The 26,472-nt window shown below is 69.8% G+C and carries 20 protein-coding genes; 8 read left to right on the plus strand and 12 right to left on the minus strand.

The features are described 5' to 3' along the window. Positions 1-11 precede the first annotated feature (11 nt). From glmS to ACFWIW_RS05670, 6 genes are all read left to right on the plus strand, one after another. Positions 12-1,832, plus strand: a complete 1,821-nt coding sequence (gene glmS, locus ACFWIW_RS05645; RefSeq protein ID WP_378367318.1) for a glutamine--fructose-6-phosphate transaminase (isomerizing) — start codon at positions 12-14, stop codon at positions 1,830-1,832. 31 nt (positions 1,833-1,863) lie between these two features. After that, positions 1,864-2,223 (plus strand): YciI family protein, encoded by a 360-nt coding sequence (locus ACFWIW_RS05650; protein ID WP_378367319.1) that lies wholly within the window; start codon positions 1,864-1,866, stop codon positions 2,221-2,223. Continuing rightward, positions 2,223-3,404: an RNA polymerase sigma factor gene (locus ACFWIW_RS05655; protein WP_378367320.1), complete on the plus strand. Its 1,182-nt coding sequence runs from the start codon at positions 2,223-2,225 to the stop codon at positions 3,402-3,404. Before ACFWIW_RS05650 ends, ACFWIW_RS05655 begins: the two co-directional genes overlap by 1 nt. 124 nt (positions 3,405-3,528) lie before the next feature. Further along, complete coding sequence (locus ACFWIW_RS05660) at positions 3,529-4,290, plus strand: DeoR/GlpR family DNA-binding transcription regulator (protein ID WP_378367321.1); 762 nt, start codon at positions 3,529-3,531, stop codon at positions 4,288-4,290. Continuing rightward, on the plus strand, positions 4,287-5,180 hold the full coding sequence (locus tag ACFWIW_RS05665; RefSeq protein WP_378367322.1) for a carbohydrate ABC transporter permease: 894 nt from the start codon (positions 4,287-4,289) through the stop codon (positions 5,178-5,180). The genes ACFWIW_RS05660 and ACFWIW_RS05665 overlap by 4 nt, the downstream gene beginning before the upstream one ends. Before the next feature lie 2 nt (positions 5,181-5,182). After that, positions 5,183-6,010 carry a carbohydrate ABC transporter permease gene (locus ACFWIW_RS05670; RefSeq protein ID WP_378367323.1) on the plus strand — a complete coding sequence of 276 codons (828 nt, stop codon included), beginning with the start codon at positions 5,183-5,185 and terminating at the stop codon, positions 6,008-6,010. An 804-nt stretch (positions 6,011-6,814) separates the two neighbouring features. Here ACFWIW_RS05670 and ACFWIW_RS05675 read toward each other — a convergent pair. The 5 genes from ACFWIW_RS05675 to ACFWIW_RS05695 are packed head-to-tail and all read right to left on the minus strand — an operon-like array spanning position 6,815 to position 16,490. Further along, positions 6,815-8,053 carry a DUF222 domain-containing protein gene (locus ACFWIW_RS05675; protein WP_378367324.1) on the minus strand — a complete coding sequence of 413 codons (1,239 nt, stop codon included), beginning with the start codon at positions 8,051-8,053 and terminating at the stop codon, positions 6,815-6,817. 42 nt (positions 8,054-8,095) lie between these two features. Further along, complete coding sequence (locus ACFWIW_RS05680; RefSeq protein WP_378367325.1) at positions 8,096-9,445, minus strand: GH1 family beta-glucosidase; 1,350 nt, start codon at positions 9,443-9,445, stop codon at positions 8,096-8,098. A gap of 11 nt (positions 9,446-9,456) precedes the next feature. After that, positions 9,457-10,716 (minus strand): ABC transporter substrate-binding protein, encoded by a 1,260-nt coding sequence (locus ACFWIW_RS05685; RefSeq protein WP_378367326.1) that lies wholly within the window; start codon positions 10,714-10,716, stop codon positions 9,457-9,459. Positions 10,717-10,736: 20 nt separating this feature from the next. Continuing rightward, positions 10,737-14,384 carry a BTAD domain-containing putative transcriptional regulator gene (locus tag ACFWIW_RS05690; RefSeq protein WP_378367327.1) on the minus strand — a complete coding sequence of 1,216 codons (3,648 nt, stop codon included), beginning with the start codon at positions 14,382-14,384 and terminating at the stop codon, positions 10,737-10,739. A 60-nt stretch (positions 14,385-14,444) separates the two neighbouring features. Next, positions 14,445-16,490, minus strand: a complete 2,046-nt coding sequence (locus ACFWIW_RS05695; protein WP_378367328.1) for a BTAD domain-containing putative transcriptional regulator — start codon at positions 16,488-16,490, stop codon at positions 14,445-14,447. A gap of 267 nt (positions 16,491-16,757) precedes the next feature. Here ACFWIW_RS05695 and ACFWIW_RS05700 point away from each other — a divergent pair, with 267 nt between their 5' ends. Then, on the plus strand, positions 16,758-17,009 hold the full coding sequence (locus ACFWIW_RS05700; protein ID WP_378367329.1) for a hypothetical protein: 252 nt from the start codon (positions 16,758-16,760) through the stop codon (positions 17,007-17,009). A 75-nt stretch (positions 17,010-17,084) separates the two neighbouring features. Then, positions 17,085-17,720, plus strand: a complete 636-nt coding sequence (locus ACFWIW_RS05705; RefSeq protein ID WP_378367330.1) for a response regulator transcription factor — start codon at positions 17,085-17,087, stop codon at positions 17,718-17,720. Here ACFWIW_RS05705 and ACFWIW_RS05710 read toward each other — a convergent pair. The 7 genes from ACFWIW_RS05710 to ACFWIW_RS05740 all read right to left on the minus strand — a co-directional run bounded on the left by ACFWIW_RS05710 (position 17,717) and on the right by ACFWIW_RS05740 (position 26,436). Beyond that, positions 17,717-18,673 carry a hypothetical protein gene (locus tag ACFWIW_RS05710; RefSeq protein WP_378367331.1) on the minus strand — a complete coding sequence of 319 codons (957 nt, stop codon included), beginning with the start codon at positions 18,671-18,673 and terminating at the stop codon, positions 17,717-17,719. The genes ACFWIW_RS05705 and ACFWIW_RS05710 overlap by 4 nt on opposite strands. A gap of 87 nt (positions 18,674-18,760) precedes the next feature. Further along, positions 18,761-19,288, minus strand: coding sequence for an EF-hand domain-containing protein (locus ACFWIW_RS05715; protein ID WP_378367332.1), 528 nt, complete (start codon positions 19,286-19,288; stop codon positions 18,761-18,763). Positions 19,289-19,333: 45 nt separating this feature from the next. Next, entirely contained in the window at positions 19,334-19,879 is a 546-nt protein-coding gene (locus ACFWIW_RS05720) for an HPP family protein (RefSeq protein WP_378367333.1), read from the minus strand. Then, the gene (narI, locus tag ACFWIW_RS05725; protein WP_378367334.1) at positions 19,876-20,601 is read right to left on the minus strand and encodes a respiratory nitrate reductase subunit gamma; all 726 of its coding nucleotides are present in this window, start codon (positions 20,599-20,601) and stop codon (positions 19,876-19,878) included. Before narI ends, ACFWIW_RS05720 begins: the two co-directional genes overlap by 4 nt. Further along, positions 20,598-21,209 carry a nitrate reductase molybdenum cofactor assembly chaperone gene (gene narJ / locus ACFWIW_RS05730; protein WP_378367335.1) on the minus strand — a complete coding sequence of 204 codons (612 nt, stop codon included), beginning with the start codon at positions 21,207-21,209 and terminating at the stop codon, positions 20,598-20,600. The genes narI and narJ overlap by 4 nt, the downstream gene beginning before the upstream one ends. After that, on the minus strand, positions 21,206-22,771 hold the full coding sequence (gene narH / locus ACFWIW_RS05735; RefSeq protein WP_378367336.1) for a nitrate reductase subunit beta: 1,566 nt from the start codon (positions 22,769-22,771) through the stop codon (positions 21,206-21,208). The genes narJ and narH overlap by 4 nt, the downstream gene beginning before the upstream one ends. After that, the gene (locus ACFWIW_RS05740) at positions 22,771-26,436 is read right to left on the minus strand and encodes a nitrate reductase subunit alpha (protein ID WP_378367337.1); all 3,666 of its coding nucleotides are present in this window, start codon (positions 26,434-26,436) and stop codon (positions 22,771-22,773) included. Before ACFWIW_RS05740 ends, narH begins: the two co-directional genes overlap by 1 nt. Positions 26,437-26,472 lie beyond the last annotated feature (36 nt).

Below are 26,472 nucleotides of genomic sequence, written 5' to 3' on the forward strand. Positions count from 1 at the left end.
GTTGACTCGTCATGTGCGGAATCGTCGGCTACATCGGCGGCCAGAACGCCGCTCCGATCCTGATCGAGGGGCTGACGCGGCTGGAGTACCGCGGCTACGACTCGGCCGGGATCTCCGTCCTCGGCGGTAAGGGCGCCCAGGTGCACCGGATCGTGGGGCGGGTGCGGAACCTGACGGCGGCGCTGCCCAAACGGCTCGCGGGCAAGGTCGGCATCGGGCACACGAGGTGGGCGACGCACGGTCCCGCGACCGAGGCGAACGCCCATCCGCACGTCTCCGAAGACGGCCGGATCTCCGTGGTGCACAACGGGATCATCGACAACGCCGACGCGCTGCGGGAGCAGCTCACCCAGGCCGGGGTGACCCTGTCGTCGGAGACCGACACCGAGGTGCTCGCCCACCTCATCGCGCGTTCGAGTGCGAAGACGCTGGAAGACGCGGTCGTCGAGGCCGTCTCCCGGGTCACCGGCACCTACGCGATCGCCGTGACCGACACCGGGCACCCCGATCGCGTCGTGGTCGCGCGGAACGGCTCGCCGCTGATCATCGGCGTCGGCGACCGGGAGATGTTCGTCGCCAGCGATCTGTCCGCGCTGGTCCGGCACACCTCGCAGGTGGTGCACCTCGACGACGGCGAGTTCGCCAGCGTCTCGGCCACCGGCTACCGCACCTTCACCGTCGACGAGAGCGACACCGGCAAGGCCGCGACCGCGATCGACATCCAGGCCGACGACCTCGACCTCGGCGGCCACCAGCACTACATGTACAAGGAGATCCAGGAACAGCCGGAATGCCTGGAGCGGATGATCCGGGGCCGGCTCGACGACCGGTTCGGAGTGTCCCGTTTGGACGGTCTGAACCTGACTCCTCGCGATCTGCGCGGTTTCGCGCGGGTGAAGATCCTCGGCTGCGGCTCGGCGTACTACGCGGGCCAGATCGGCGCCACCATGATCGAGGATCTGGCGCGGGTCCCGGCCGACGCGGAGGCGGCGTCCGAGTTCCGCTACCGCAACCCGATCATCGAAGCGGACACGCTCTACATCGCGGTCAGCCAGTCCGGCGAGACCGCGGACACCGCGTTCGCCGTCGAAGAGGTCAAGCGCAAGGGCGGCCGGGTGGTCGGCCTCGTGAACGTCGTCGGCTCGACGATCGCGCGGGCCTGCGACGGCGGCCTGTACCTGCACGCGGGCCCGGAGATCGCGGTCGCTTCGACCAAGGCGCTCACCAACATGGCCGTCGGCTTCGCGATGATCGCGCTGGCCCTCGGCCGCGTCCGCGACCTGTCCAACGCGGACGGGCAGCGCATCGTCGCGGCACTGCGGGCGCTGCCGAAGCAGGTCGCGGCCATCGTCGAGGCCGAGTCCCAGATCGCCGAGCACGCCAAGATCTGCGCGGACGCGCGCAGCCTGTTCTTCATCGGCCGGGTCCGGGGCTTCCCGGTGGCGCGGGAAGGCGCGCAGAAGTTCAAGGAGATCTCGTACCGGCACGCGGAGGCCTATCAGACCTCGGAGCTCAAGCACGGCCCGCTCGCGCTGATCGACGAGGAGCTGCCGACGGTCGCGATCGTGCCGTCCGACGACCTCGCCGACCGCAACCTCGCCGCGATGCAGCAGATCAAGGCGCGCAAGGGGCAGGTCCTGGCGATCACCCACGACGACGTGGACTTCGGCGACCTCGACGTGCCGCGGTTCGTGGTGCCGCGTTCGGAGCCGGAACTCGACCCGATCCTGCTCACGATCCCGCTGCAGCTGCTGGCCTACCACGCCGCGCTGATCCTCGGGCACGACATCGACAAGCCCCGGAACCTCGCGAAGTCCGTCACCGTGGAATGATTTCCGCCCTCACCGATCGAGGGAGTCCGCGATGAGGCAGTACCTGCTCGCCGTCCAGCTCGATGAAAGCGAGCGGGACGCGCCCGAGGACGAGGTCCGGGCGATGCTGGCCAGGACGGGCAAGGTCACCGACGAGATGAAGGCCGCCGGGTCGTGGGTCTTCGTCGGCGGGCTCGAGCATTCGGACGTCTCCACGGTCGTCCGGCCCGCCGGCGGCACGACCACGATCACCGACGGCCCGTTCGCCGAGACGAAGGAACAGCTCGGCGGGTTCTGGGTGATCCAGGTCGAAGACCTCGACGAGGCGCTCGCCTGGGCACGGAAATGCGCGCTGGCCTGCGGCCAGCCGATCGAGGTGCGGCCGTTCGACGACCCGTCGTCGCGGCAGTGATGGACTTCGACGGGATCTACCGGGCGGAATACGGCCGGTGCGTGGCCACCCTGACACGCCTCCTCGGCGACATCTCGCTCGCCGAGGAGGCCGTCCAGGACGCGTTCGCGACGGCGGTCGAGAAGTGGGAGGAGACGCCGCCCAATCCGGGCGCGTGGATCGTGACCACCGCCCGTAACCGCGCGATCGACCGGCTGCGCCGGGAATCCACCCGCGAGGCGCGGCATGCCCAGGCGTTGCTCCTGCACGCGCCGGACGAGCCGCGGGAGACGGGGCCGGTTCGCGACGACCAGCTCCGCATGATCTTCACCTGCTGCCATCCGGCGCTTTCCCCGCCCGCGCGGGCGGCGCTCACCCTGCGCCTGCTCGGCGGGCTCGAGGTGGGGGAGATCGCGCGGGCGTACCTCGTCCCGGAAACGACGGTCTCCCAGCGGATCGTCCGCGCGAAGAAGAAGATCCGCGACGCGGGCATCCCGTACCGGGTGCCGGGGGACGGCGAACTCCCCGAGCGGCTGGACTCCGTCCTCACCGTGCTCTATCTGGTGTTCAACGAGGGGTACACGTCCACGTCCGGTGAGCTGCTGCGGACGGACCTCTGCCTGGAGGCGATCCGGCTCGCGAGGGCGCTGGCGGAGCTGATGCCCGGCGAGCCGGAAGTGACCGGATTGCTGGCGCTGCTCCTGCTCACCGAAGCGCGGCGGCCGGCACGAGTGGGGCCTTCCGGCGAGCTGGTGGTGCTCGCCGAGCAGGACCGGTCGTTGTGGAACCGGGAACTGATCGCCGAAGGACACGAACTGGTGCGGCGATGCCTGCGCCTCGGCCGGCCCGGTCCGTATCAGGTGCAGGCCGCGATCAACGCCGTGCACACGGACGGCGAGTCGACCGACTGGACGCAGGTGCTGGCGCTCTACGACCAGCTGTGGCGGCTCGCCCCGACGCCGGTCGTCGCGCTCAACCGCGCGGTCGCCGTCGCCGAGGTGCACGGCCCGGCCGCGGCGCTGGCTGATATCGAGGAGCTGGACCTGCCCGGCTATCACCATCTGCCCGCCACGCGGGCGAATCTGCTGTCCCGCCTAGGCCGGATCGCGGAAGCCGTCGCCGCCTACGACGAAGCGATCACCTTGGCCACCAACGACACTGAACGGGCTTTCCTGCGGGCCAAACGGGCAGTCCTGTCGTAGTTTCGGGCAATGGTCGCCGACCGGCGAAGTGTCCTCAATGGACAGAGGGGGTTCCGTTGTCGGACCGGCGGGAAACCAACTATTGTCGCCATGACCGCTCGTCCGCCATGGCAGGAGGTGACCGTTGTACGCCGAAGAGCGGCAACGCGCCATCCTCAAGCAGGCAAGGCGGAACGGCCGTGTCGACGTGGCGACGCTCGCGGCCGCTTTCGAGATCACCAGCGAAACCGTCCGCCGCGATCTGACGGCGCTGGAACGCAGCGGAGTGGTGCGGCGGGTGCACGGCGGCGCGATCCCCGTCGAACGGCAGGGCATCGAGCCGGGTCTCGACGCCCGCGACGCGGTGATGACCGCCGAGAAGGACCGTATCGCCGCCGCGGCGCTGGAGCAGATCCCCGATGGGGGCGCGATCCTGCTCGACGCGGGCACCACCCTGGCCCGGCTGGCGAACCTCGTTCCCGCCGACCGTGACCTGACCGTGGTCACCCCTTCGCTGCCGAACGCGTGCGCGCTCGCGAACCGGTCCGGCGTCACGGTGATGCTGGTCGGCGGAAGGCTGCGCGGTCACACCATGGCCGCGGTCGACGGCTGGGCGCTCGACGCCCTCAAGGACACCTTCGTCGACGTCGCTTTCCTCAGTACCAGCGGCCTTTCCGTCGAGCGGGGGCTCACCACCGCGGACACCGCCGAGGCGATGGTGAAGCGCGCGGCCATCGCGTCCGCGCGGCGGACGGTGCTGCTGGCCGATCACACCAAGATCGGCGACGACCACTTCGCCCGGTTCGGGGATCTCTGCGACGTCGACACCCTGATCACCGACCGCGGCGCCGAACCGCGGGAGCTCGACGAGATCGGCCGGGCAGGCGTCAAGGTGATCATCGTTTGAAACGTACGGGCGAGCGGCTCGCCGGATACCTGATGACCGCGCCGTTCTACGTCCTCTTCGGCGTGTTCGGTCTCTTCCCGCTGCTCTACACCGCCTGGGTGGCGGTGCACCACTGGCATCTGGTCAACGGTGACACCGGGTTCGCCGGGCTCGGCAACTTCGCCGTCCTGTTCCAGGATCCGCATTTCTACAACGCGCTCTTCAACACGGTCAGCATCTTCGTCCTTTCGACCGTCCCGCAACTGCTCGCCGCGCTCGGGCTCGCCGCCCTGCTCGACCGTCCCCTGCGGGCGCGGACCCTGTGGCGGGCCAGTGTGCTGTTGCCCAACGTCGTCTCGGTGGTCGCGGTGGCGCTGGTGTTCAGCCAGCTGTTCGCGGAGGACTACGGCGTCGTCAACTGGGTGCTGGGCCTGGTGGGGCTCGATCCGGTGGACTGGCGGTCGGACCGGTTCGCGTCGCATGTCGCGGTGAGCGCGATGGTGATGTGGCGCTGGACCGGCTACAACGCGCTGCTTTATCTGGCGGCCATGCAGTCCGTGCCGCAGGAGCGTTACGACGCGGCGATGCTCGACGGCGCCTCGCGCTGGCGGAGCTTCTGGTCGATCACGGTGCCCGCGATCCGCCCGACCATCGCCTTCACCGTCGTCGTCTCGACCATCGGCGGGTTGCAGTTGTTCGCCGAGCCGCAGCTGCTCGACGAAACCGGCGTCAACGGCACCGGTGGCGCCGACCGGCAGTTCCAGACGCTGGCCATGTACTTGTACGAGAAGGGATTCGGCGCGTTCGACGCCGGATACGCGGCGGCCATCGCGTGGTCGCTCTTCCTGTTCTCGGCCGTGTTCGCGCTGGTCAATTTCTCGCTCGTACGCCGCATGCGGGGCGGTGAGTGATCGTGGCGGCGAGAGAACGGACCGGTTTCGTCGTCTACGGGCTGCTGCTCGCCGTCGCCGTCGCGTCCATCTTCCCGTTGTACTGGTCGTTCGTGGTGTCCTCGAAGGACAACTCGGCCCTCGGGGAGACGACCCCGCCGCTGGTGCCCGGCGGAAACCTGATCGAGAACGTCGAGCGGGTCTTCGGAACCGTCGACTTCTGGCTGGCGATGCAGAACTCGCTGATCGTCGCCGGCACGGTGACCGTGTCGAACGTGCTGCTCTCCAGTATGGCCGGATTCGCCTTCGCGCGGCTGCGGTTCCCCGGCCGCGACTCGCTGTTCCTGGTGGTCATCGGCACCGCCATGGTGCCCGCCCAGCTCGGTGTCATCCCGCTGTACCTGGTGGTCGGCGAACTCGGCTGGTACGGACGGCTGGAGGCGGTGATCGTGCCGGGGCTGGTCGGCGCGTTCAGCGTGTTCTGGATGCGGCAGGCGTGCGAGGAGGCGATCCCGGGCGAACTGCTGGACGCCGGACGCGTGGACGGCTGCTCGACGGTGCGGCTGTTCTGGAACGTCGCCATGCCCGCCATCCGCCCGCAGGCGGCGGTGCTCGCGATGCTGACCTTCATGACCGCGTGGAACGACTTCTTCTGGCCCCTGATCGTGCTCGACCCCAACGCGCATCCGACCGTCCAGGTGGCGTTGTCGCGGCTGGCGAGCGGGTACTTCACTGATTACTCGCTGATGCTCACCGCGGCGACCATCGGGGTGCTGCCTGTGGTCGTGCTGTTCATCGTGCTGGCGAGGAAGGTGGTCGACGGGGTGATGAGGGGGGCTCCGCGGGGGTGAGCTTTGGGGCTCGGGTGTTGCCGTTTTTCGGCGATCTTTCGGTGATCTTTCGGTGAAGCCGATGGGCGGCAGATGATCAGGCCGCTGTTTGGTCGCGTAGGCGCCGTTACACGGGCATGAGCGGGCTCAGGTGCCGATCGGGCCATGGCCGTTTTTCGGCGATGAGGCCGAGGGGGTGGGTTCGCGGTACCGGTGTGCGCGGGGTCTTAGTGGTTCTCGGCGACCGGTGAGGTTCGTGGTGGTCGGGTTCGCGGTACCGGGGTGCGCGGAGGTCGTGGTTGTTTTCGGCGACCGGCAGTGGTTGTGGCTGTAGGGATGTGGCGCAGGGTACTGGCCGGGGGGCTTCGGGTGGGCGCCGCCGTTTTTCGGCGACGAGGGCCGGAGGCCCAGGGCTGAGAGACGGGGTCGGGTCGGGTCGGGTCACGTACTGCTGCGTGGGCAGTGTGGTCGTTTTCCGTCGACGGACGTTCGGCCAGGGTTGGTGGTTGCCGGGGTGTGGCGTTGTCGCGCTGGGTACTGGTGGGACTCGGTTGGTTCGGCGGGGCGCGCGGGTGGACGTCGTCGTTTTTCGGCGACGAAGACTGGTGGTTCTCGGGTGAGCGGCGAAGCGGCGGTCGGCTTCGCGGCGCTGCGGCGTGTGCCATCGTGGCCGCGTTTCGGCGATGCCGGTGCGCGGCAACCAGTTCTGCGGCCACCGTCAGGCCGCAGTGTGGTCACCACAAGGCCATGAGCTGTGGTCGTATTTCGGCGAGCAGGTCGGTGTCGTTCGCGGGTACGTGGCCGTTGTCGTTTTTCGGCGACGGTTCAGAATGGTGGTGGTTCGTCGGTGCGGGGTTGGTGCAGTGGTGGGGGTGTGCTGTCGTGTCGTTGTCCGGTGGGTGTGGTGATGGTGAGGGTGCCGTCCGAGCTCAGTTGGTAGTTCCAGCCGGGTTCGTCTTTCAACCTGTGGTCGCGGCGGCAGAGGTCGATGAGTTCGGTGTCGGCGGTATGCCCGCCGTGTTGCCAGGGCAGTGAGTGGTCGAGGTCGCAGGCTTGGGCCACACGGTGGCAGCCAGGTCTTCGGCACTCACGATCCCGCACCCGCACGAACTCGTCCAACCCGGCGGTGGGCCGGTACCGGTTCCGGCCAAGATCCAGAACCTGCCCGGAGAGCGGGGCGGTGATGATCCGCCGCAGCACCGTATTCGGCCCGGTAGCGATGTGCCGGGCCAGAGGCGCCGGGATATGCCCATGCCCGGCCATCTCCGCAGGATCATCGTTCAACCCCAGGTAGGTGTTCAGATCCATGTAGAGGAACACCTCAGACCGCTCACTCTTCCCGCCTTGGCCGCCCAGCAGAAGGTCAAGAGCGACATCCGCCCGCAACTGCTCCAGCGTGCGTGTCTCCCCACTGGCCCTCAACGCCCGTGCTTCGCGGTCGATGCGGGTGTAGGCGGCAGCCACCTTCTCGACGGGCCCGTCCTCGACCTCGATGGAGGCCACGCCGGTTTCGCCGTGTCGCACAGTCAAGCGGCGTCCGGCGCGGTTCCGTTCGGTTCGCCGGGCGGCACCGTCACGGTCGGCCATCATCGCCGCATGACCAGCCGCCTTCCGGATCTGCTCCGAGTTCCGGCCCGGCAACCGATCCTCCAACACCTTGTCCACCGCACGCGCGTCCTCGTCGGACAACCACGCCGTGGCCGCGGCGACCTTCATTGCCCCATAGCCGCCCACTTTCCCCTGGTCCAGCAACCCCAGGGTGCGCGGCAGGCGGGTTGTCAACGCCTCGGCCGTCGACACCAGCCCAGCAGCATGACCGTCCACAACGGACAGAGCCAGCGCGACCTCCTGCGCCACACTGGCGGCACCGTCACGATGACGGCTCAGCCGCCCCAACGCACGGAACCGGACCGCCTCCAACCGCGCGATCCCCTCCGACGCCGCCACCGCGACATCCACGGCATCGTCATCCCCCAACGAATCCAGCGAAGCATTGACCTCCCGAAGAGCTTCCGACGACGTGATTTCCTTCAATAGCGCCACAGTGGCGTTGAGAGTGTCCACACACAGAACGTACAACCGGCCACCGACAGTTTTCGGAAGTCGCTAAAAACCGTTGCGCGCCACCACATCCGCGTAGAACCGGGCGCTGTCCTTGAGTACTCGTTCCTGGGTCTCGAAGTCGACGTGCACGAGGCCGAACCGCTGCGTGTACCCCTTGGCCCATTCGAAGTTGTCCAGCAGCGACCAGGCCATGTAACCGCGGACGTCGGCGCCGCGCTCGATCGCGTCGTGCACGGCGGCGAGGTGTTCGGCGAAGTACCGTACGCGTTTCTCGTCGTGTACGCGGCCTTCGACGACCTCGTCCTTGAAGGCCGCGCCGTTCTCGGCGATCACGAGCGGCAGGCCGGGGCAGTGTTCGTGCAGCCACAGCAGCAGTTCGGTGAGGCATTCCGGCCGCTGTTCCCAGCCGAGCGACGTGAGGTCGCCGCGAGGTGGCAACACGTTCATGCCGCGCAGGCCCGGCAGGGGACAGTTGCTGTCGGCATGAGGGTCCGCCAGCGGAACGGCGCGGGCGGGCGCGTAGTAATTGACGCCCAGGACGTCCAGCGGCTGCGCGATGATCTCCAGATCACCGTCGGCGATCGCCGGTTCCAGTGTGCCGAGATGCGCGAGATCCGCCAGCAGTTCGGGCGGATAGCCGTGGCCCAGCAAGGGATCGAGGAAGAACCTGTTGTGCAGGAAGTCGAATTTGCGCGCGGCCTCGCGGTGCGCGGCGTCGTCGACATCGGTCAGCACCGGGGCGAAGTTGAGCACGATGGACACTTCCTGCTCGCCGCCATCAGCCCGCAACGCCTGTGCGGCCTTGCCGTGCGCGAGCAGGAGATTGTGCCCGGCTACCAAAGCCGCGCCCTCGTCCCGGATGCCCGGCGCGTGGTCGCCGTTCCCGTAGCCGATGAAGGCGGCGCAGAACGGCTCGTTGATCGTGGTCCACTGGCGCACCCGGTCGCCGAGTACTTTGTGGACGGTCGACGCGTAGTCCGCGAAAAGGTCCGCGAGTACACGGTTCGGCCAGCCGCCTTCCGCTTGCAAGGCCTCCGGGAGATCCCAGTGGTAGAGCGTCACCATCGGGGTGATGCCGTGGTCCAGCAACGTGTCGACGAGACGGTCGTAGAAGGCCGTCCCGCGTGGCTCGACCGTGCGGCCGTCCGGCATGACCCGCGACCACGCGACGGAGAACCGGTAATACGGCACGCCGAGTTCGCTCAGCAGGCGAACGTCTTCGCGGTAACGCCGGTAGTGGTCACAAGCCGGGTCGCCGGTGGGCAGGCCGAGTCTCGCGGTGAAGGTGTCCCAAATGGACGGTCCGCGGCCGTCCGCCGTCGTCGAGCCCTCGATCTGGTACGCCGCCGTGGCCGTTCCCCACCGGAACCCGGCCGGAAACCCGCGTGTCACGCCGTCCCCGTTCAGTTGGCGGCCGCGGCGCGGCCTTCGGTCGCGGCCTGGCGCCAAGCCTCGTCGAGTGATTGCTTCCCCTCTTCGACGCGGCCGAGCGCGTGCCCGTACACCGGCCGCACCTCGCCGTCGCGCAGCCCGCGGTAGTTCGGCCGCAAGGCCTCGGCGGACGCCGCGAAGATCTTGCCGATCGGCGCCCCGCTGAAATACGGGCTGGTGTGGGAAAGCACCGCGCTGTCCTGGTAGGCGCCCAGCGCGCTCGGCAGCAGGCCGCTCTCCAGGAAGATCCGTTTCTGCTGTTCGGGCGCGGTGAGCCAGACGGCGAGGTCGTAGGCCTCCTTGCGGTGCGCGCCCTGTTTCGGGACGGTCAGGAACGAGCCGCCCCAGTTTCCCGCCTTGCCCGGAACCGAGGTGACGTCCCATTTGCCCGCGAGTTCCGGCCCACCCGCCTCTTCGATCTGAGTGAGCATCCAGGCGGGGCAGGTGATGGCGGCGAACCGGCTCTGCTTGATCGCCACCGTCCACGGCTGCGTGAAGGTGGTGACCGCCGCGGTCTCCTTCTTCAGCGCCATCCCGCCCGCGAGTTCGAAGGCCTTGCGCACGTTGGGATTCGTGTCGGCGATGAACCTGTCGTCCTTGGAGAAGTAGTTCTCCTGCGCCTGGTTGAGCATCGCCGTGTAGACGGTGCCCGCCGAGTCGGCGAATTTGACGTCGCCCGGTGCCTTGGCGCTGAACCGTTCCCCGGTTTCGGCGAAGCTCTCCCAGGTCGGCCACAGCGCGGCCACCTGGTCGCGGTCGGTCGGCAGGCCGGCGTTCGCGAACAGGTCACGGCGGTAGCAGAGGGCGAGACTGCCCATGTCGGTGCCGAGTCCCATCACGAACTTCCCGCCCTCGGCGGTGCCCTGGTCCCATTTCCAGGCGGGCCAGTGCTCGCGGAGACCCTGCGCGCCGAACTCGGACAGATCACTGAACTTGTCCGTGGACTGGCGGAACTTGGGGAGGTACTGCTCTTCGATCGCCACGACGTCCGCGCTGCCGCGTCCGGCGCCGAGCCCGGTGGCGAGCTGCCGGTGATGCGTCTCGAAATCGGCGACCCGGCCCTCGACGGTGATACCCGGATGGGCCTTTTCGTAGTCGTCGAAGAGTTTCTCGTACCCGAACTCGCCGAAGGTGGCGACGGTGAGTTTGATCGGGCCACCGGCTTCCGGCGTGCCCGAACAGCCGCTGAGCAGCAGCACGAGAGCCGTCAATCCGGCCAGTACGCGGGTCATGGTTCTCCTCGGTCGTGCGGTCACGCGAGCCGTCTCGGCAGCTGGTCGCCGACGGTCAGCCGGGAATCGGCGTGCAGTTTGGTCAGCACCCTGGACACCAGCGACTGCACCGTCCTCCTGGGGAGGCTCAGTTCCGCGGCGATCTCCGGGTTGGACAGTTTCGCCGCCACCAGCTGAGCGACCCGCAATTCCAGCGGCGACAGTGCCGCGCTGTGCCGGGGACCCCGCGCCGCGCGGCTCAAAACGCCGTAGCGTCGCAGCCTGCTTTCCGCGCGGCGGATGCTCCAGGTGGCGCCGACCGGCCCGAGCACTTCGCACGCCTCGGTGAGCGAGCGGGTGGCCGCTTCGAGGTACCCGGCGCGGCCGAGCAGCTCGGCGGCGTCCTCCAGGGCGGCCGCGAGTTCGATGGGGCGACGGACCTCGCGGTAGTGATCGGCCGCGGCCAGCATGCCGTCCGGATCACCGTCGATCAACGCCCGGCACCGGAGGGCGGCGGCGGTGGCCCTGGCGGGCACGGTCTCCTGGCTTGCCTCCTCGGCGCAGACGGCGAGCGCTTCCTCCGCGACGGCGTCGTTCCCGGCGGCGATCGCGACGCGGACGACGTCGGGAAGCCATTGGTGGCGCAGCATCATCCGGGCGTAGTCGGGGCGCAGCACCGGCGCGAACAGTCGCAGCGCGTCGTCGAGATCGCCGCGTTGTTCGGCGGCCATCGCCTGTGCCGCCAGGTAGAAGTCGCAGCTCTCGCGTTCGGACGAGTTCGACGGCGAGTGCGCCTCGGCCGCTTCCAGATGGGCGCGGACGGAGACGCGTTCGTCGCGATGGCCAGCGATGAGGGCGGCGACCCCGTGCAGCAACAGGGCGGCCGCACCCGGCTCGCGCACACCGTAGAAGGTGATCGCCGGGCCGTCCTCGGTGACCGAGTCCAGTTCGGCCAGTGCCTCGTCCCAGCGCCCGGTCCAGTAGTAGTGCACGGCCGCCGAGACCTGCGGGCCGGTCGGCAGGCCGTGCCGCGCCGCGGTCTCGTACCCGGCGTGCAGCGTGGCATCGGCCTCTTCGAGCCGGTCGAGGTTCTGCAGGGTGAAGAGGCGGTTGTCGAGCAGATCGAACCGCAAGGTCGCCAGGTCGGCGTCGTGTCCGGCGGTCTCCAGCGCGGCGTCGATCGCGGTCAGCGCCCGATCGTGCTCCCGGCGGATCGAGTGCACGAGCCACAACGTCTGCTGCGCGTGCGCGGCGGGGTAGCGCTCACCCGCTTCGGCCGCCTCGGCGTGCAGGCCCCGCGCGATCCGTTCGGTCTCGTCGAGGTCGGACAGGTCTCCACGGCGGAAGTTGGCCAGCAGCGTCCGGGTACTGGTGCGCCACAGTTCCGGCATCGACGGGTCGTCCGCGGTGTCGCCGAGTGCCTCGATCGCGCCGGGCGTGTCGCCCCGGCGGTAGCGCAGCGCGGCCAGGAAATGCCGCATCTGCGCCAGATCCGCCTTGTCCACGACGGTTTTCACGGCCTCCTCGGCTTCGGCCTCGGGAGCCAGTTCGAGCCGGAAAAGCACGCGGACCAGCGCGGCGATCAGCGTCTCCCGTTGCTCCCGCGTGGGCACCGCACTGTCGAGCGCGCCGCGGAGCAGGTCGGCCGCGATATGCGGGGCGCGGTTGGACACCGCGACGTGGTTGGCGGTGAGCCAGCCCGCCAGCCACGGGTCGAACGGCACCGGCCCGGCGGCGAGCTGCTCGGCGACCCGTTTGATCGGCGCGCCCGCCCGCGCGAGCGATTCGGCGGCGCGCCGGTGCAGTTCGGCGCGGGCCGGTTCGGCGATCGCGCCGTAGAGCGCCTGCCGCTGGAACGGATGGTGGAAGGCGAGTTTGTCGCCGGCGTACTCGATGACGCCCGCGGTGGTGGCGGGCTCCAGCTCCTGCAGTACCTCCAGCGGGCTCTTTCCCGCCAGCGTGGCGATGTCCTCGACGGCGAACTCCGCGCCAAGCAGCGACGCGGTGCGCAGGATCCCGGTCGTGGCCGGGTCGAGGGTTTCCAGCGTCCTGGCCACCGCCGCCAGCAGCGACCGCGGCGCGTTTTCGGTGCCGTCCAGTGTCACCTCGGCCACGCCCGCCGTGATCCGCACCGAGCCCGACCGGACCAGGTCGTGCGCGACTTCCCTGGCGTAGAGCGGATTCCCGGCCGCGCGCCGGACCAGTGGACGCAGGCTCGGCCCGAGTTTCGCCGCGAGGATCGCCTCGAAAACGGCGGCGATGTCGTCGTCGGTCAGCACCTCGACCGGCATGATCTCGCCGTCCCTCGCCTCGACCCCGCGACGCAGCTGGGCGAGGTCCCGGCGGCCGTGCCCGGTGCGTGTGGCGGCGACCAGCAGCAACGGCAGCTGGCGGGTGGCGGCGGCCAGCCGCTGCCACAGCAGCACACTGGCCTCGTCGGCCCAGTGGAGATCGTCGATCACCAGCACCAGCGGGCCCGCCGCGCAGGTCTCGTCGACCAGTGTCAGCAGCTTGTCCACAGTGGACAGGATCGGATCGGCGGGGCCCCAGTTCCCGTGCGCGGGTTCGGCGTGCAGCTCGCCCGCCAGCTTGGCCTTGGCCGGATCCGCCGCGCCGTGGTGCACGCCGAGGCATTCCATGATCACCTGCAGCGGGAACCGTTGCTGCAGTTCGTCGGCCGCGGTCCAGGCGAGCTGGCAGCCGCGCGCCGCGGCACCGGCCAGCCCGGCGATCAGCAGCTCCGATTTGCCGATACCCGGTTCGCCTTCGAGCCAGACCGGGCGGCCGCGGCCGGCGAGCACGTCGGTGACGAAGCCGTCCAGCCGCTCGACCTGCCGGGCACGGCCGGGCAGCCGGCCATGGCCGCCGCGTTCGATCGCCTTGGCCACCGGCGGCGGCACGACCCGCACCGGAACCGGTTTCGGCGCGGTGACGGGTTTTTCGCTGCCGTCGAGGATGCGCTGGTGCAGATTCCGCAGCGGGGCACCGGGTTCGACGCCGAGTTCGTCGCGGAGGATCCGCCTGGCCTCGCGGTACGCGCCGAGCGCTTCGATCTGGCGTCCGCTCGCGTACAGGGCGCGCATGAGCGTCTCGTGCAGCGATTCGCGCAACGGATGACGCTGCACCAGCGCGGTCAGCTCGGCCACCACTTCACGGTGATCGCCGGTGCCGAGCAGGGCGGTGGCGCGCAGTTCGGCGGCGGTGAGCTGGAGTTCGGCCAGCCGGACGCGTTCCGCTTCGGCGAACGGGCCCGGTACGCCGGAGTAGGCCTCGCCGCGCCAGAGACCGAGTGCGGAGGTGAGCCGTGCGGCCGCGCCCCGCTGATCGGCGGGTGCCGCCTTGACGGCCGCGACGTCGGTTTCGAACCGGTGGACGTCGAGCGCCTCCCCGGCCAGGCGCAGCGAGTAACTCGATCCCGACGAGCCCAGGATCTCGTGCGCGTCACCGCCCGCCTTGCGGATCGCTCCGCGCAGGCCGGAGACGTAGGTGTGGACACTGCCGGTGGCGCTCGCGGGCGCCGACCCGCCCCAGACGGCCGAGATCAGCTCTCCCAGGGAGATCGCCTGGCCGTGCCGCGTCGCCAGGGTGGCGAAGACCGCGCGCTGGCGGGCGGGCCCGAGCTTCAGCTCGACGTCGCCGAGCCAGGCACGAGGCGGCCCGAGCAGCTCGACGCGCAGCCCGTTCGTCACGCCGGCTCCATTTCTCGTCATACCTCGAAAGTGGCCGGATCACTGATGTGTCCCCGCAGTTTAGGACGTCCTCGGTGCGGTCGGGTTGCGCACCCGGGCGAGCGCGTGCAGCGGCGTGCACCAGGGCTGGGTGGGCCAGGCGGGAGCGGTGTCCGTTTCGGGCAGCAGCAGGGCGGCGAGTTCACCGGTCAGCTCCTGGTGCTGCTCCTCGGTGAGATTCCGTTGGTGGGAAAGCACATTGAGTAGTTCGACGGCGGGCCCGGCGGACAGCGCGCGGACGTTGTCGAGCACCCAGCGGGGGATCCAGGGCGCGGTCAGCTCGTCGCCTGCCTGGAGCAGCTGCTCGGCGACACGATCCGCGGGGGCGCCGGAGTCCGCCATGGTCGTGGCGATCTCCTGGTGCAGCACGGCGCGGATGGCGGGCGGGGTGTTCGCGGCGAACACCGCTCGAATGAGCGGGACGCGGAACCGCAGGCGTTCCCCGCCGGCCTCCAGCACATGCGCCGCGAGCGCCTCGTCGACCGCGTCGGTGAGCGACCGCGGTTCGCGGCCGGTGATCCCCGCCAGGTCCGAGACGGTGAACGACGAGCCGAGCAGCGCGGCGGAATTCAGCGTTCGCTTGCACGGCACGGAAAGCGTGGCGAGATGATCCTCCACCACGGCCGCGAGCCTGCCGTGCGGCGTGGTGTCCGGCTCGTGGCCGTCGGCGAACCCGGCGAACAGTTCGCGCAGATAGGCGGCGTTCCCGGCGGTGTACTCGGTGGCGAACCCGAGGAAGTCCTCACCTGGATCCCTGGCCAGGGTCTCTTCGGCGAGCGCGGCGACGGCCTGGCCGTCGAACGGCGGCAGCGGGACGATCTCGCCGTCGAACTCCGAGCGGAGGAGGTCGAGCGTCCGGCGCCGGGGGAGCGGGCGCGCCGAGCCGATCAGCAGCAGCGGCAGGTGCGCGGTGAGCCGGTGCAGCCGCTGCCAGGCGAGCAGGCTTTCCTCGTCGGCCCAGTGCAGATCTTCGAAGACGAGCACCCGCGGCCCGTCTTCGCATAATCCGGTGACCGTTTTGCCGAGATCGTCCAGCGCCTCGCCGCCGAGGCAGTCGGCGATGAGGCTCATCGGGACCGCGCCGCTCAGCTCGTCGGCCCCGGCCCAGCGCGTCCGGCTTCTCGCCGTGGCCAGCGCCTCGGCGAGGAACGCGCTCTTGCCGCTGCCCGCTTCGCCGTCGAGCCAGACCGTGCCGCCGCGACCTTCGTCCAGCAGGGCGGACAGATGCCGCCGAACCCTGCCGAGCTCGAACTCCCGGCCGACGAAAGCGGACGGCCGCCCGGGTACGGCCCGCGTCCGGTCCCGGGGGTGCAGTGACGGATCGTCGTCCAGGATCCGTCGCCGCAGGTCCAGCAGGTCCGGGCCGGGTTCGAGGCCGGACCGCTCGATGATCGTCTCGCGGGCGCGGTCGAACGCTGCCAGTGCCTCGGCCCGCTTCCCGGACCGGAACAGGGCGGTGATCAGCATGCGGTGCAGGCCTTCGCGCAGCGGATGGCGCTCGACCAGCACGGCGAGCTCGCCCACGAGGTCGTGGTGGCCGCCGAGCCGCAGGGTGATCTCGGCCTGGCGTTCGAGCGCGCTCAGCCGGAGTTCGTTCAGGCGGGCACGCTCGGTCTCGGCGAACGGGCCGGGGATCCCGTCGAGCGCGGAACCCCGCCACTGCCCGAGCGCGGACCGCAGGGACTCCAGCTCCCGCTGGTGCGCGCCGTCGAGCCGGTGCGCGCGGGCACGGTCCAGCTCGGCCTCGAAAACGTGCACGTCGACCTGCTGTTTCGGCAGGTCGAGACGGTAGCCGGCGCGGCTGGCGACGAGCGGTTCGCCGACCGGCTCCAGCGCGCGGCGCAACGCCGAGACGTAGTTGTACACGATGCCGGTGGCGCTGTCGGGCGGCCGCTCGCCCCAGACGGCGTCGATGATCTCCCGGCGGGAGACGAACTGGCCGGCGTGCAGCGCGAGCGTGGCGAACACCGCCTGCCGCTGGGCAGGCCCCAGCGCGATCTCGCCGTCGCCGTGGCGGGCGGGGGAACCGCCCAGCAGCCGCACCGTCAGCGAGGAAACCTCGTCCATGACCCGCCGCCTGTGCGTCCGACCGCTGAAAAAGAATGTCCCGCTCGGCGGAAATCCTAGTGGCGCCGATGTGGGATTCGCAATCAATCGGACACCCACCGTGTGGGTTTGGCCCGCCATGACCGGATTTCGCCGATCCGTGGACTGTCGGATGTCCGTTCATGTGGGTTTCCGCGCCCCGGACGAGTGGGCAGACCCGGACGTTCGCAGGGGCAAAGTGTCGTCCGGTGCTGGTGGCGGGCATGCGCGGCTGTGCATGCTGTGCCGGTGAGCCAGGATCAGGAGCTGTTCGCCGGTGATGTCCTGCTCAGTCTCGCCCAGAACGGCAGGCTGGTCCTGGACGCCGATGAAGCGGAAGCACGCGTCGCCGAGCTTCGCCGGACGCTGGCCTACGGCTACGCCCTCCTCGCCGACCCGGACTACACCGGCCCCGAGGCCAGGCTCCGCGAGCTTCTGGACGAGCTCCCCAAGTACGTCGAGGCGTTTCAGCAGGCCACGAAGTCCTTCACGCCTCGTTGAGAATTCGTGAAGAGCTCCTTCGCAGACTGTGTCCCATCCATCCGACTGGGGCCGCGTACAAGCGGAGGGGACGAAGTGGACACGGAAACCCGACAGATCACCGTGGCGGTGCACGCGCCCGATCCGATCACCACGGCGGGCCTGGCCAGCCAGCTGGGCATGCAGCAGGGGATCGACATCCGGGACTGGGAGCGGCGCGCCGAGACCGACGTGCTGGTGTTCGCCGCCGAATGCCTGACGCCGGAGATCGTGCTCTGGCTGCGGCGGCTCGCCGCCGAGGACGGCAAACCGGTGGTGCTCGTGGTGAGCCAGATCAGCGAGGCGGAGCTCGTGCCCGCCATCGAATGCCGGGTGGTGGCGGTCCTGCCGCGGTCGGCCACGACCGGCGAACGGCTGGCGCACGCGGTCCGCGCGGCCGCCACCGGCGGCGGAGTGCTCCCGCCGAGCCTGCTCGGCGAACTGCTCAAACACGTCGAACGGCTGCAGCGCGAGGTGCTCGACCCGATGGGCGTCAACACCGCCGGGCTCACCACGCGGGAGATCGACGTGCTGCGGCTGATGGCCGAGGGCAAGGACACCGTCGAGATCGCCGGTGAGCTCAGCTACTCGGAACGCAGCGTCAAGCACATCATCCAGGGCATCACCGGACGGCTGAAGCTGAAGAACCGCCCGCACGCCGTCGCGTACGCCGTTCGGGCCGGGGTGATCTAGGCGGGACTCGCGTGATCAGGCGCCGAACTCGCGTGATCCGTCGCGCGGTGCCGGTCGAGGCGTTCGGCGACGGCGGCCAGTTCGAGCGGCTGGTCGCGTTCGCGGGCCAGCCGGAGGCATTCGGCGGCGGGCTCCTCGCCGAGGCAGGCCCGGACCAGATGGCGATGCAGCAGCACCCGTCCCGTCGGCATCGCGGCGGCGAGAGCCTCCAGCGCGTCGAGTGCCTGTTTCGCCGACGCCCGGTCGTTCCTCCGCAACGCGAGGTCGGCGAGATCGGCCCAGGCGATGTCCGTGCCGACGGCGAGTCCGCGGGTGGCCTCGCGGAGACGGCTGGCGGCGCGGCCGGTCTCACCCATGGCGATGTCGACGCGGGCTTCCGCGATGTCGAGCAGATGCGCCAGTGTCGGTGCCGTGGCGCGGGCGGCGGTGAGCAGCTCCCGTGCCTCGGTGGGCCGTCCCTGTGCCAGCAGGACCGACACGGCCGACAGACACATCGCGGACGAGCCGATGTCGTAGCCGCGCCGCGAACGGTCGGCGACGGCCCGGCGGGCGAGGTCGATCGCCGGACCGGGCCTGCCGCGCATGGCCGCGAGCATCGACCGTTCGCTGTCCCGCAGGCCGGATTCGGGGAAGGCCTCGTCGGCAAGCAGCTTCTCGGCGCGTGCCCGTTCGCCCAGCACCAGCAACGCGGAGACGTACGAGGCGATCTGGTCGTTCAGGTACCGCGGTACCGTCCTCGACGGCCACCGCTCGCGCTCGGTCAGACTCGCGCCGAACCGCGCGGAACGGCCGTCCCAGAGCTCGGCGAGGCCGCGGAAGAGCTCGCCCAGCATGGCGGAAGCCGCCGGCCCGGCGCGCCAGGAATCGTTCTCCGCCAGCAGTTCGGCCGCTTCCGTCCACCGGTCCCGCAGGCACAGCGCGATCGCGCCCGAGACCATCGAGTCGGCTTCCACGCGTGCCATCCTGAGCGGCCGGGACGGTGGCGACCTGCCGAGTGGCCGGGGTCGGCCCGTTTGGACGCGGGGTCCGCCCGAACGCCGTCAGACCGCCAGCGGACCGAAGACGAGCGTGCCCGGCGCCTCCGCGTCGTCCCCCGCCCAGAACTCCAGCCACAGCGCGGCGAACTCGTCACGGGACAGCATTCCGTCGCCGTCGGAGTCCAGCAACGGGAAGGTGGCGTCGGTGTCGGTGGGGCACCCGTTCCACACCTCGATCAACTGGTGGTATTCCGCCGCGGAGATCAGCCCGTCGCGGTTCTCGTCGACCGCTTCGAACATCGCGTCGGCCGTGGCGGTCACGGCCTCGGGCGTGTCCGGGAGCTTGTCGACCACCAGCAGCACCTCGTCGAGGGAGACCTTGTCGTCGCGGTTCAGATCCGAGGCCGCCAGCAACGTCGTCCACCAGCTCAGCATGATGCCGGTCAGCCGCCGTTCGTCGCCAGGGCCGCGCCGCCGCGCCCAGCGGTCGGCCAAGGCCTGGAAGTCTTGCTCCTCAAGGAAACCGTCGCCGTCGACGTCCATCGCGGCGAAGACCCCCGACACCTTGCGCCGTTGCAAGTCGCTTGCCATGCGTCCGAACGATAGAACCGGGCACGGTGGGGGAACAGCGGCCATTCAGGGGCCCGGGGAGCCACGATCGAGGGACGGCCGCTCACGCACGGCAGGCGCGCGCCACCAGGGATAGGGCAGGCCGAACAGCCTGTTGATCAGCACCGCGAGCAGCGCGATGAGGGCCACGCCCACCAGGACCGCGGCGAGCTGCGGAGCGGTGTGCAGCAGGCCGAGCGCGATGATCAGGGTGGTGGCCCCGGCGGGCGGATGGGGGATCTCCAGCGCGGCCATCGCGGCGCACGTGAGCCCCAGCGCGATCGCGGCGGCCCCGATCCTGGCCCACGACGGATGCGTCAGGTCAGGGGCGGCCGACAGCAACCCGGTGGCCGCGAGACCGGTGAGCCCAGCCACGACACCGGCCAGATGTCCGAGCACCGTGTTGCGCGGGCTGGCGGCGGGTGCCCGCGGGCTCGTGAACACCAGGAACGCGGTGGGCCCGAGCGAAGGGAACAGCAGGGGAGCGCCGGAAAGGATCGCGCAGAGCCCGATGAACACGATGCAGCCGAACGAACCCAGCCCGGCGTAGACGGTGCGGCGGATCCGGGTCATTCCCAGCCACGGCGCGGTTCGCGGGTGCCGACGCCGCCGGGGGCGCGGTGCCGGTAGACCACGTACGGGCGGAGCAGGTACCGCACCGGCGCGCTGAAAGCGTGCACCAGCCGGGAAAACGGCCACAGCGCGAACAACACCATGCCCAGCGCGACATGCAGCCGGTAGTCCAGCGGTGCCGACGCCATCAGCTCCGGCTGGGGATCGAGCAGCAGGATGCCGCGGAACCAGGGCGCGACCGTCTCGCGGTAGTCGTAGCCGCCGCGGACGCCGTTGTCGACCACAGTGGTCGCCAGCCCGGCGAACATCACCAGCACGAGCACCACGTACATGTACCGGTCGCTGACCGAGGTGGCGCCGCGCACCGCCGGCACCCGGATCCGCCGCCACAGCAGCAGACCGAGCCCGCCGAGCGCGACCAGCCCGGCGAGGGTGCCCATCCCGAGCGAGACCAGGTGATAGCCGTGTTCGTCGAGTCCGGCGAATTCGGTGACACCCTTCGGCACGAGGAGGCCGAGCACGTGGCCGCCGATGACCATCAGCAGCCCGACGTGGAACACCGGACTGGCCACGCGCAGGAGCTTGGCCTCGTGGAGCTGGCTCGACCTGGTGGTCCAGCCGAATTTGTCGTGCCGGTAGCGCCAGATCGTGCCGAACACCAGCAGCACGATCGACGCGTAGGGCGCGGCGCCCCACAGCAGCAGGTCCAGTCCGGAACTCATCGGCCACCTCCGGCGCCGGTGGGGAACGGGTCGAGGCCGACCAGCTCGGCCGGCGGTTCGGCGGGCAGCGGCGCGGGGACGGCGGGCAGCGTGGCCAGCACCGCCGCGACGGCGTCGCGATACGGGGTGTCCATAGTGGACATGTTGCGGTGCAGGAGTTCCAGCGCGGGATGAAAGCGGGTGAGCACCTGGGTGGCGGCGCCGGGGCCGGCCGCGGCGGCGAACTCCAGGATGACGGGCAGGAAGTCCGGTAACTCGTTCTCGGCCGGCGCGAAGCCGTGGGTGCGGTAGAACCGGCGCAGGGCGGCCAGTGTCTCGCCGCGCCGCCGGGTGTCGCCGTCGAGGAACCAGCTCAGATGCAGGGTCCGCCGGGGTTTCCGGTCGAAGACCTCGATGTAGTGCGACGCCAGCTCGCGGGGATCGCCGTGTTCGAGATAGGCGACCGTGCGGCCGAGTTCGCCGTGGCCGGGGCCGGTGGTCTCGTCGAGGCAGGCGCGCAGCAGGCCGAGTTTGCCGAGGACGGCTTCGTCGGGATATTGCAGGCACCAGCCGGCGATCTGGCGCAGGGCCGCGATGTCCCGCGTGGCACGGGGACGGAGGAGTTTCACCGGCCCTGCCCCCGCAACGTCGGGAAAAGCGCGTCCGGCCGGGCGCCGTCGTCCCAGCTGACCAGGTCCACTGTGGACTCACCGCCGCCCATGCCCGGTCCGCCGTCGACGTCGAGGCTGCACCGGGTGGCGATACCCTCCAGATCGTGGGCCTGCCCGATACCCGCGGTGGGGATGACGTACCGCTCGTCGTACTTCGCCAGCGCGAGCAGCCGGTGCATGGCGAAGATCTGCTCACCGGTGAGGCCGACGGAAGCGGGGATGTCCTCGTCGGTCTCCTGCCCGAGGTTCACCGCCCGCAGGTAGGACCGCATCGCGGCCAGCCGCCGCAGCGACCGCCGGACCGGCGCGGTGTCCCCGGCGGTGAACAGTTCGGCCAGGTACTCCACCGGGATGCGCAGGGCGTCGATGGCGCCGAACAGATTGTCGCGGTGTTCGCCGTCGTGGCCGCTTCCGCTGACCGCGTCGACCACCGGCGACAGCGGCGGGATGTACCAGACCATCGGCATCGTGCGGTATTCCGGATGCAGCGGCAACGCCAGCCGGTAGTCGTGGATCAGCTGGTACACCGGCGAACGCCGGGCCGCGGTGAGCCAGTCGTGCGGGACGCCCGCCACCTCGGCGGCCCGGATCACGGCGGGATCGCGCGGGTCGAGCAGCAGATCGAGTTGCGCCGGGTAGAGGTCGTGCTCGTCCTCGACGGACGCGGCCGCGGTGACCTTGTCGGCGTCGTAGAGCAGGACGCCGATGTAGCGCAGCCGTCCGACGCAGGTTTCCGCGCACACCGTCGGCTGCCCGGCCTCCACCCGGGGATAGCAGAAGGTGCACTTCTCGGCCTTGCCGGTCTTGTGGTTGAAGTACACCTTCTTGTACGGGCAGCCGGTGACGCACATCCGCCAGCCGCGGCACTGGTCCTGGTCGACCAGCACGATCCCGTCCTCCGCGCGTTTGTACATCGCGCCGGACGGGCAACTGGCCACACAGGACGGATTGAGACAGTGCTCGCAGATCCTCGGCAGGTAGAACATGAAGCTCTGCTCGAACTCGAACTTGATCCGGATGCCGAGTTCCTCGCGCAGTTTCTCGGCGATCGGGTCCTTGACGCCGTGTTCGGTGGATCCGCCGAGATCGTCGTCCCAGTTCGGCCCCCAGGAGGGCTGGGTGGGTTCGCCGGTGATGGCCGACCGGGGCGCGGCGGTGGGCACGTCGTCGCCCAGCGGCGCCTCGATCAGGGTGGCGTAGTCGTAGGTCCACGGCTCGTAGTAGTCGGAGATCTCCGGCAGTTCCGGGTTGGCGAACAGTTTCGCGAGCTTGGTCAGGCGCCCGCCCGCGCGGAGCCGCAGCTTGCCCTTCGCCGTCCGCTCCCAGCCGCCCTTCCAGCGCTCCTGATCCTCGTAGCGGCGCGGATATCCTTGCCCCGGCCGGGTTTCCACGTTGTTGAACCAGGCGTACTCGGTGCCCGCCCGGTTCGTCCAAGCCTGTTTGCAGGTCACCGAACAGGTGTGGCAGCCGATGCACTTGTCCAGGTTCATCACCATGGCCAGCTGTGCCATGACCCGCATCAGTAACGCACCTCCTGGGAACGGCGGCGGATCACGGTGACCTCGTCGCGCTGGTTGCCGGTGGGGCCCAGGTAGTTGAAGCCGAAGGAGAGCTGGGCATAGCCGCCGATGAGATGGGTGGGTTTGAGCAGCAGCCGGGTCAGCGAGTTGTGCGTGCCGCCGCGTTTCCCGGTGGCCTCGCTGCGCGGCACGTTCACCGCCCGGTCCTGTGCGTGGTAAAGGAAAACGGTGCCCGCCGGCATGCGATGGGAGACGATCGCGCGGGCCACCACGACACCGTTGCGGTTGACCGCCTCGATCCAGTCGTTGTCCTTCGCTCCGATGGCCTCCGCGTCGGCCGGGCTCATCCAGATCCCCTGTCCGCCGCGGGAAAGGGTGAGCATGTGCAGGTTGTCCTGGTAGGTCGAGTGGATCGACCATTTGCTGTGCGGGGTCAGATAGCGCACGGTGACCTCGGTGGAATCGCTGGAGAGATACTGCGCACCCAGCGGCGGCCGGTAGACCGGCAGCGCCTCGCCGAGTTCGTGCATCCAGTCGTGGTCGAGGAAGAAATGCTGACGGCCGGTCAGGGTGTGCCACGGTTTCCCGTGTTCGACGTTGATCACGAACGCCGAATAGCGCCGTCCTCCGCTCTCGCTGCCGGACCACTCCGGGCTGGTGATCACCGGCGCCGGACGGGACCGGGTGTCGGCGAACGTGATCTTCTTGCCCTCGTGTTCGGCGGAAAGATGCGCCAGTTCGGTGCCGACACGCTTCTCGAGTTCGCGGAAGCCCTGGGTGGCCAGCCGTCCGTTGGTGGTGCCCGAAAGCGCGAGCACGGCGTCCGCCGCCTTGATGTCGGTGTCGATCAACGCCTGGCCCTGTGCGGCGCCTGTCCTGGCGACGCCGTTCTTCGCACGTAGCCAGTTCACTTCCTCGCCGACGTCGTAGGTGATGCCTTTGCTGGTGGCGCCCAGCTTCTCCAGCAGCGGCCCGAGCGTGGCCAGTTTCGCCGCCACGGCGGGATAATCGCGTTCGACGACGGTCAGCCGCGGCATCGTGACACCGGGGATCGGTTCGACGTCGCCGTCGCGCCAGTCGCGGACGACCCCGCCCGGCTGCGCCGTCTCACCCGGGGTGTCGTGCGTCATCGGTGTGGCGACAAGGTCTTTGCGTACGCCGAGATGCCTTTCGGCGAGCCGGCTGAACCGTTCCGCGATGGTGTGGAACGCCTCGAAGTCGGTGCGGGTCTGCCACGGCGGATCGACGGCGGCGTTGAACGAATGCACGAAGGGATGCATGTCCGTCGACGAGAGGTCGTGCTTTTCGTACCAGGTCGCGGCGGGCAGCACGAGATCCGCGAACAGGGTGGTGCTGGTCATCCGGTAATCGATCGCCAGCATGAGATCCAGCTTGCCGACGGGCGCGGTGTCGTGCCATTTCACGGATTTCGGCCGCGCGTCCGGCGGTGCCTCGTCGCCACGCAGGTTCGCGTCGGTGCCGAGCAGATGGCGCAGGAAGTATTCGTGCCCCTTGGCCGACGAGCCGAGCAGGTTGGACCGCCACACCGTGAGCACCCGCGGCCAGTTCTCCGGCGCGTCCGGATCCTCGGCGGCGAAGCCCAGCTTCCCTTCGCGGAGCTGGGCCGTCGCGTGCCGGACGGGGTCGAGCCCGGCTTCCTCGGCCTCGTCCACGAGATCGAGCGGGTTGCGGTCGAAGGTGGGGAACGACGGCATCCAGCCCAGCCGCGCCGACTGCGCGAGGGTGTCCGCGGCGCTAGTGCCGGCGAGTTTCCCTTGTGCCAGAGGGGAAGCCAGTTCGTCGTTGCGCAGCGCGTCGTAACGCCATTGGCCGGTGTGCAGGTACCAGTAGGCGGTCCCGATCATCTGCCGGGCGGGCCGCACCCAGTCCATCGCGCCCGCCAGGGTCTGGTGCCCGGTCAGCGGCCGCACCTTCTCCTGCCCGACGTAATGCGCCCAGCCGCCGCCGTTGCGGCCCTGGCAGCCGGTCATCGTGAGCAGCGCCAGGAAGGACCGGTAGATGGTGTCGGAGTGGAACCAGTGGTTGGTGCCCGCGCCCATCAGGATCATGCAGCGGCCGCGGGAGGCCTCCGCGGTCTCGGCGAACTCCCTGGCGATGCGGGTGACGCGATCGGCCGGGACCGAGGTGATCTCCTGCTGCCACGCCGGGGTGCACGGCTCCGCCGGATCGTCGTAGCCGGACGGCCATCGGCCGGGCAGATCGCCGCGCCGCACACCGTACTGCGCCATCAGCAGGTCGAACACCGTGGTGACCAACCGCCCACTCTGCTCCACGGCGGGCACCCCGCGTCGTAGGACACCCTCCGCGTCGAAGCGGGGAAGGAGCACCTCGACACCTTGGTGAGCCGGATCGGCGAGCAGGCTCAGCCGCGGTACGACGTCGCCGAGGTCGAGGTTCCAGCGGCCCTGGTCGTGCTCGTTCCAGCGGAAGCCGACGGAGCCGTTGGGCACGACCGGTTCGCCGGTGCGGTCGTCGACCAGCACGGTCTTCCAGTCCGGCTCGGCTCCGGCGTCGCCGAGGTCGGCGGCGGTGAGGAACTTCGACGGGACGTACGCGCCGTCCCGCTCGGTCAGCGTGACCAGGAAGGGCAGGTCGGTGAAGCGGCGGACGTAGTCGGTGAAGTACGGCACCTGCCGGTCGGCGAAGAACTCGGTGAGGATCACGTGCCCCATGGCCATCGCCAGCGCGGCGTCGGTGCCGGGATGCGGGGCCAGCCACTCGTCGGCGAACTTGGTGTTGTCGGCGTAGTCGGGGGAGACCACGACGACCTTCTGGCCCCGGTACCGTGCCTCGGCCATCCAGTGCGCGTCCGGTGTCCTGGTCACGGGGACGTTGGAACCCCACATCATCAGGTACGCGGCGTCCCACCAGTCCGCGGATTCCGGCACGTCGGTCTGGTCGCCGAACACCTGCGGCGAGGCCACCGGCAGATCGGCGTACCAGTCGTAGAACGAAAGCATCGGAGCGCCGATCAGCGCCATGAACCGGGACCCGATCGCGTGCGAGACCATCGACATCGCCGGGATCGGCGAAAAACCGGCGACCCGGTCCGGGCCGTACCGGGAAATGGCGTGCACATGCGCGGCGGCGGCGATTTCCGCGGCTTCGTCCCAGCTCACCCGGACCAATCCGCCCTTTCCCCTGGCCCGCTGATAAGAAAGCCTCTTCATCGGGTCGTCCATCACCGACGCCCAGGCGACGACGGGATCACCGTGCTGTTTCAGCGCGGCGCGGTACATTTCCACCAGTACGCCTCGCGCGTACGGGAAACGTACCCTGGTCGGCGAGTAGGAATACCAGGAAAAGGAGGCGCCGCGCGGGCAACCGCGTGGTTCGTACTCCGGTTTGTCGGGGCCGACGGAGGGATAATCGGGATCCTGGCTCTCCCAGGTAATGATCCCGTCCGAGACGTACACGTTCCAGCGGCAGGAACCCGTGCAGTTGACGCCGTGCGTCGACGGGACCACCTTGTCGTGGCTCCAGCGATCGCGGTAGAACACGTCGCCTTCCCTGCCGCCGGTGAGATGTACGGAACTCTCCGCGCGGGTGAGATAACGGCCGAGGCGCAGCAGTGCGGTGGTGGCCGCGCCTTCCTCGTGGTGGATTCCCGAGCCGTTTCCGTTGGCTTTTCGTGGCGAGCGCACGCTCGCGACCTCCCGACTTAAGTCGTGAATGAGGCA

Origin of the sequence: Amycolatopsis sp. NPDC058340, from assembly GCF_042723975.1 — a bacterium.
Lineage (GTDB): Bacteria > Actinomycetota > Actinomycetes > Mycobacteriales > Pseudonocardiaceae > Amycolatopsis.

Coding starts and splice junctions, on each gene's coding strand:
- glmS (WP_378367318.1), top strand. CDS start 12: ATGTGCGGAATCGTCGGCTACATCGGCGGCCAGAACGCCGCTCCGATC.
- ACFWIW_RS05650 (WP_378367319.1), top strand. CDS start 1,864: ATGAGGCAGTACCTGCTCGCCGTCCAGCTCGATGAAAGCGAGCGGGAC.
- ACFWIW_RS05655 (WP_378367320.1), top strand. CDS start 2,223: ATGGACTTCGACGGGATCTACCGGGCGGAATACGGCCGGTGCGTGGCC.
- ACFWIW_RS05685 (WP_378367326.1), bottom strand. CDS start 10,716: ATGACCCGCGTACTGGCCGGATTGACGGCTCTCGTGCTGCTGCTCAGC.
- ACFWIW_RS05695 (WP_378367328.1), bottom strand. CDS start 16,490: ATGGACGAGGTTTCCTCGCTGACGGTGCGGCTGCTGGGCGGTTCCCCC.
- ACFWIW_RS05715 (WP_378367332.1), bottom strand. CDS start 19,288: ATGGCAAGCGACTTGCAACGGCGCAAGGTGTCGGGGGTCTTCGCCGCG.
- ACFWIW_RS05720 (WP_378367333.1), bottom strand. CDS start 19,879: ATGACCCGGATCCGCCGCACCGTCTACGCCGGGCTGGGTTCGTTCGGC.
- narI (WP_378367334.1), bottom strand. CDS start 20,601: ATGAGTTCCGGACTGGACCTGCTGCTGTGGGGCGCCGCGCCCTACGCG.
- narH (WP_378367336.1), bottom strand. CDS start 22,771: ATGCGGGTCATGGCACAGCTGGCCATGGTGATGAACCTGGACAAGTGC.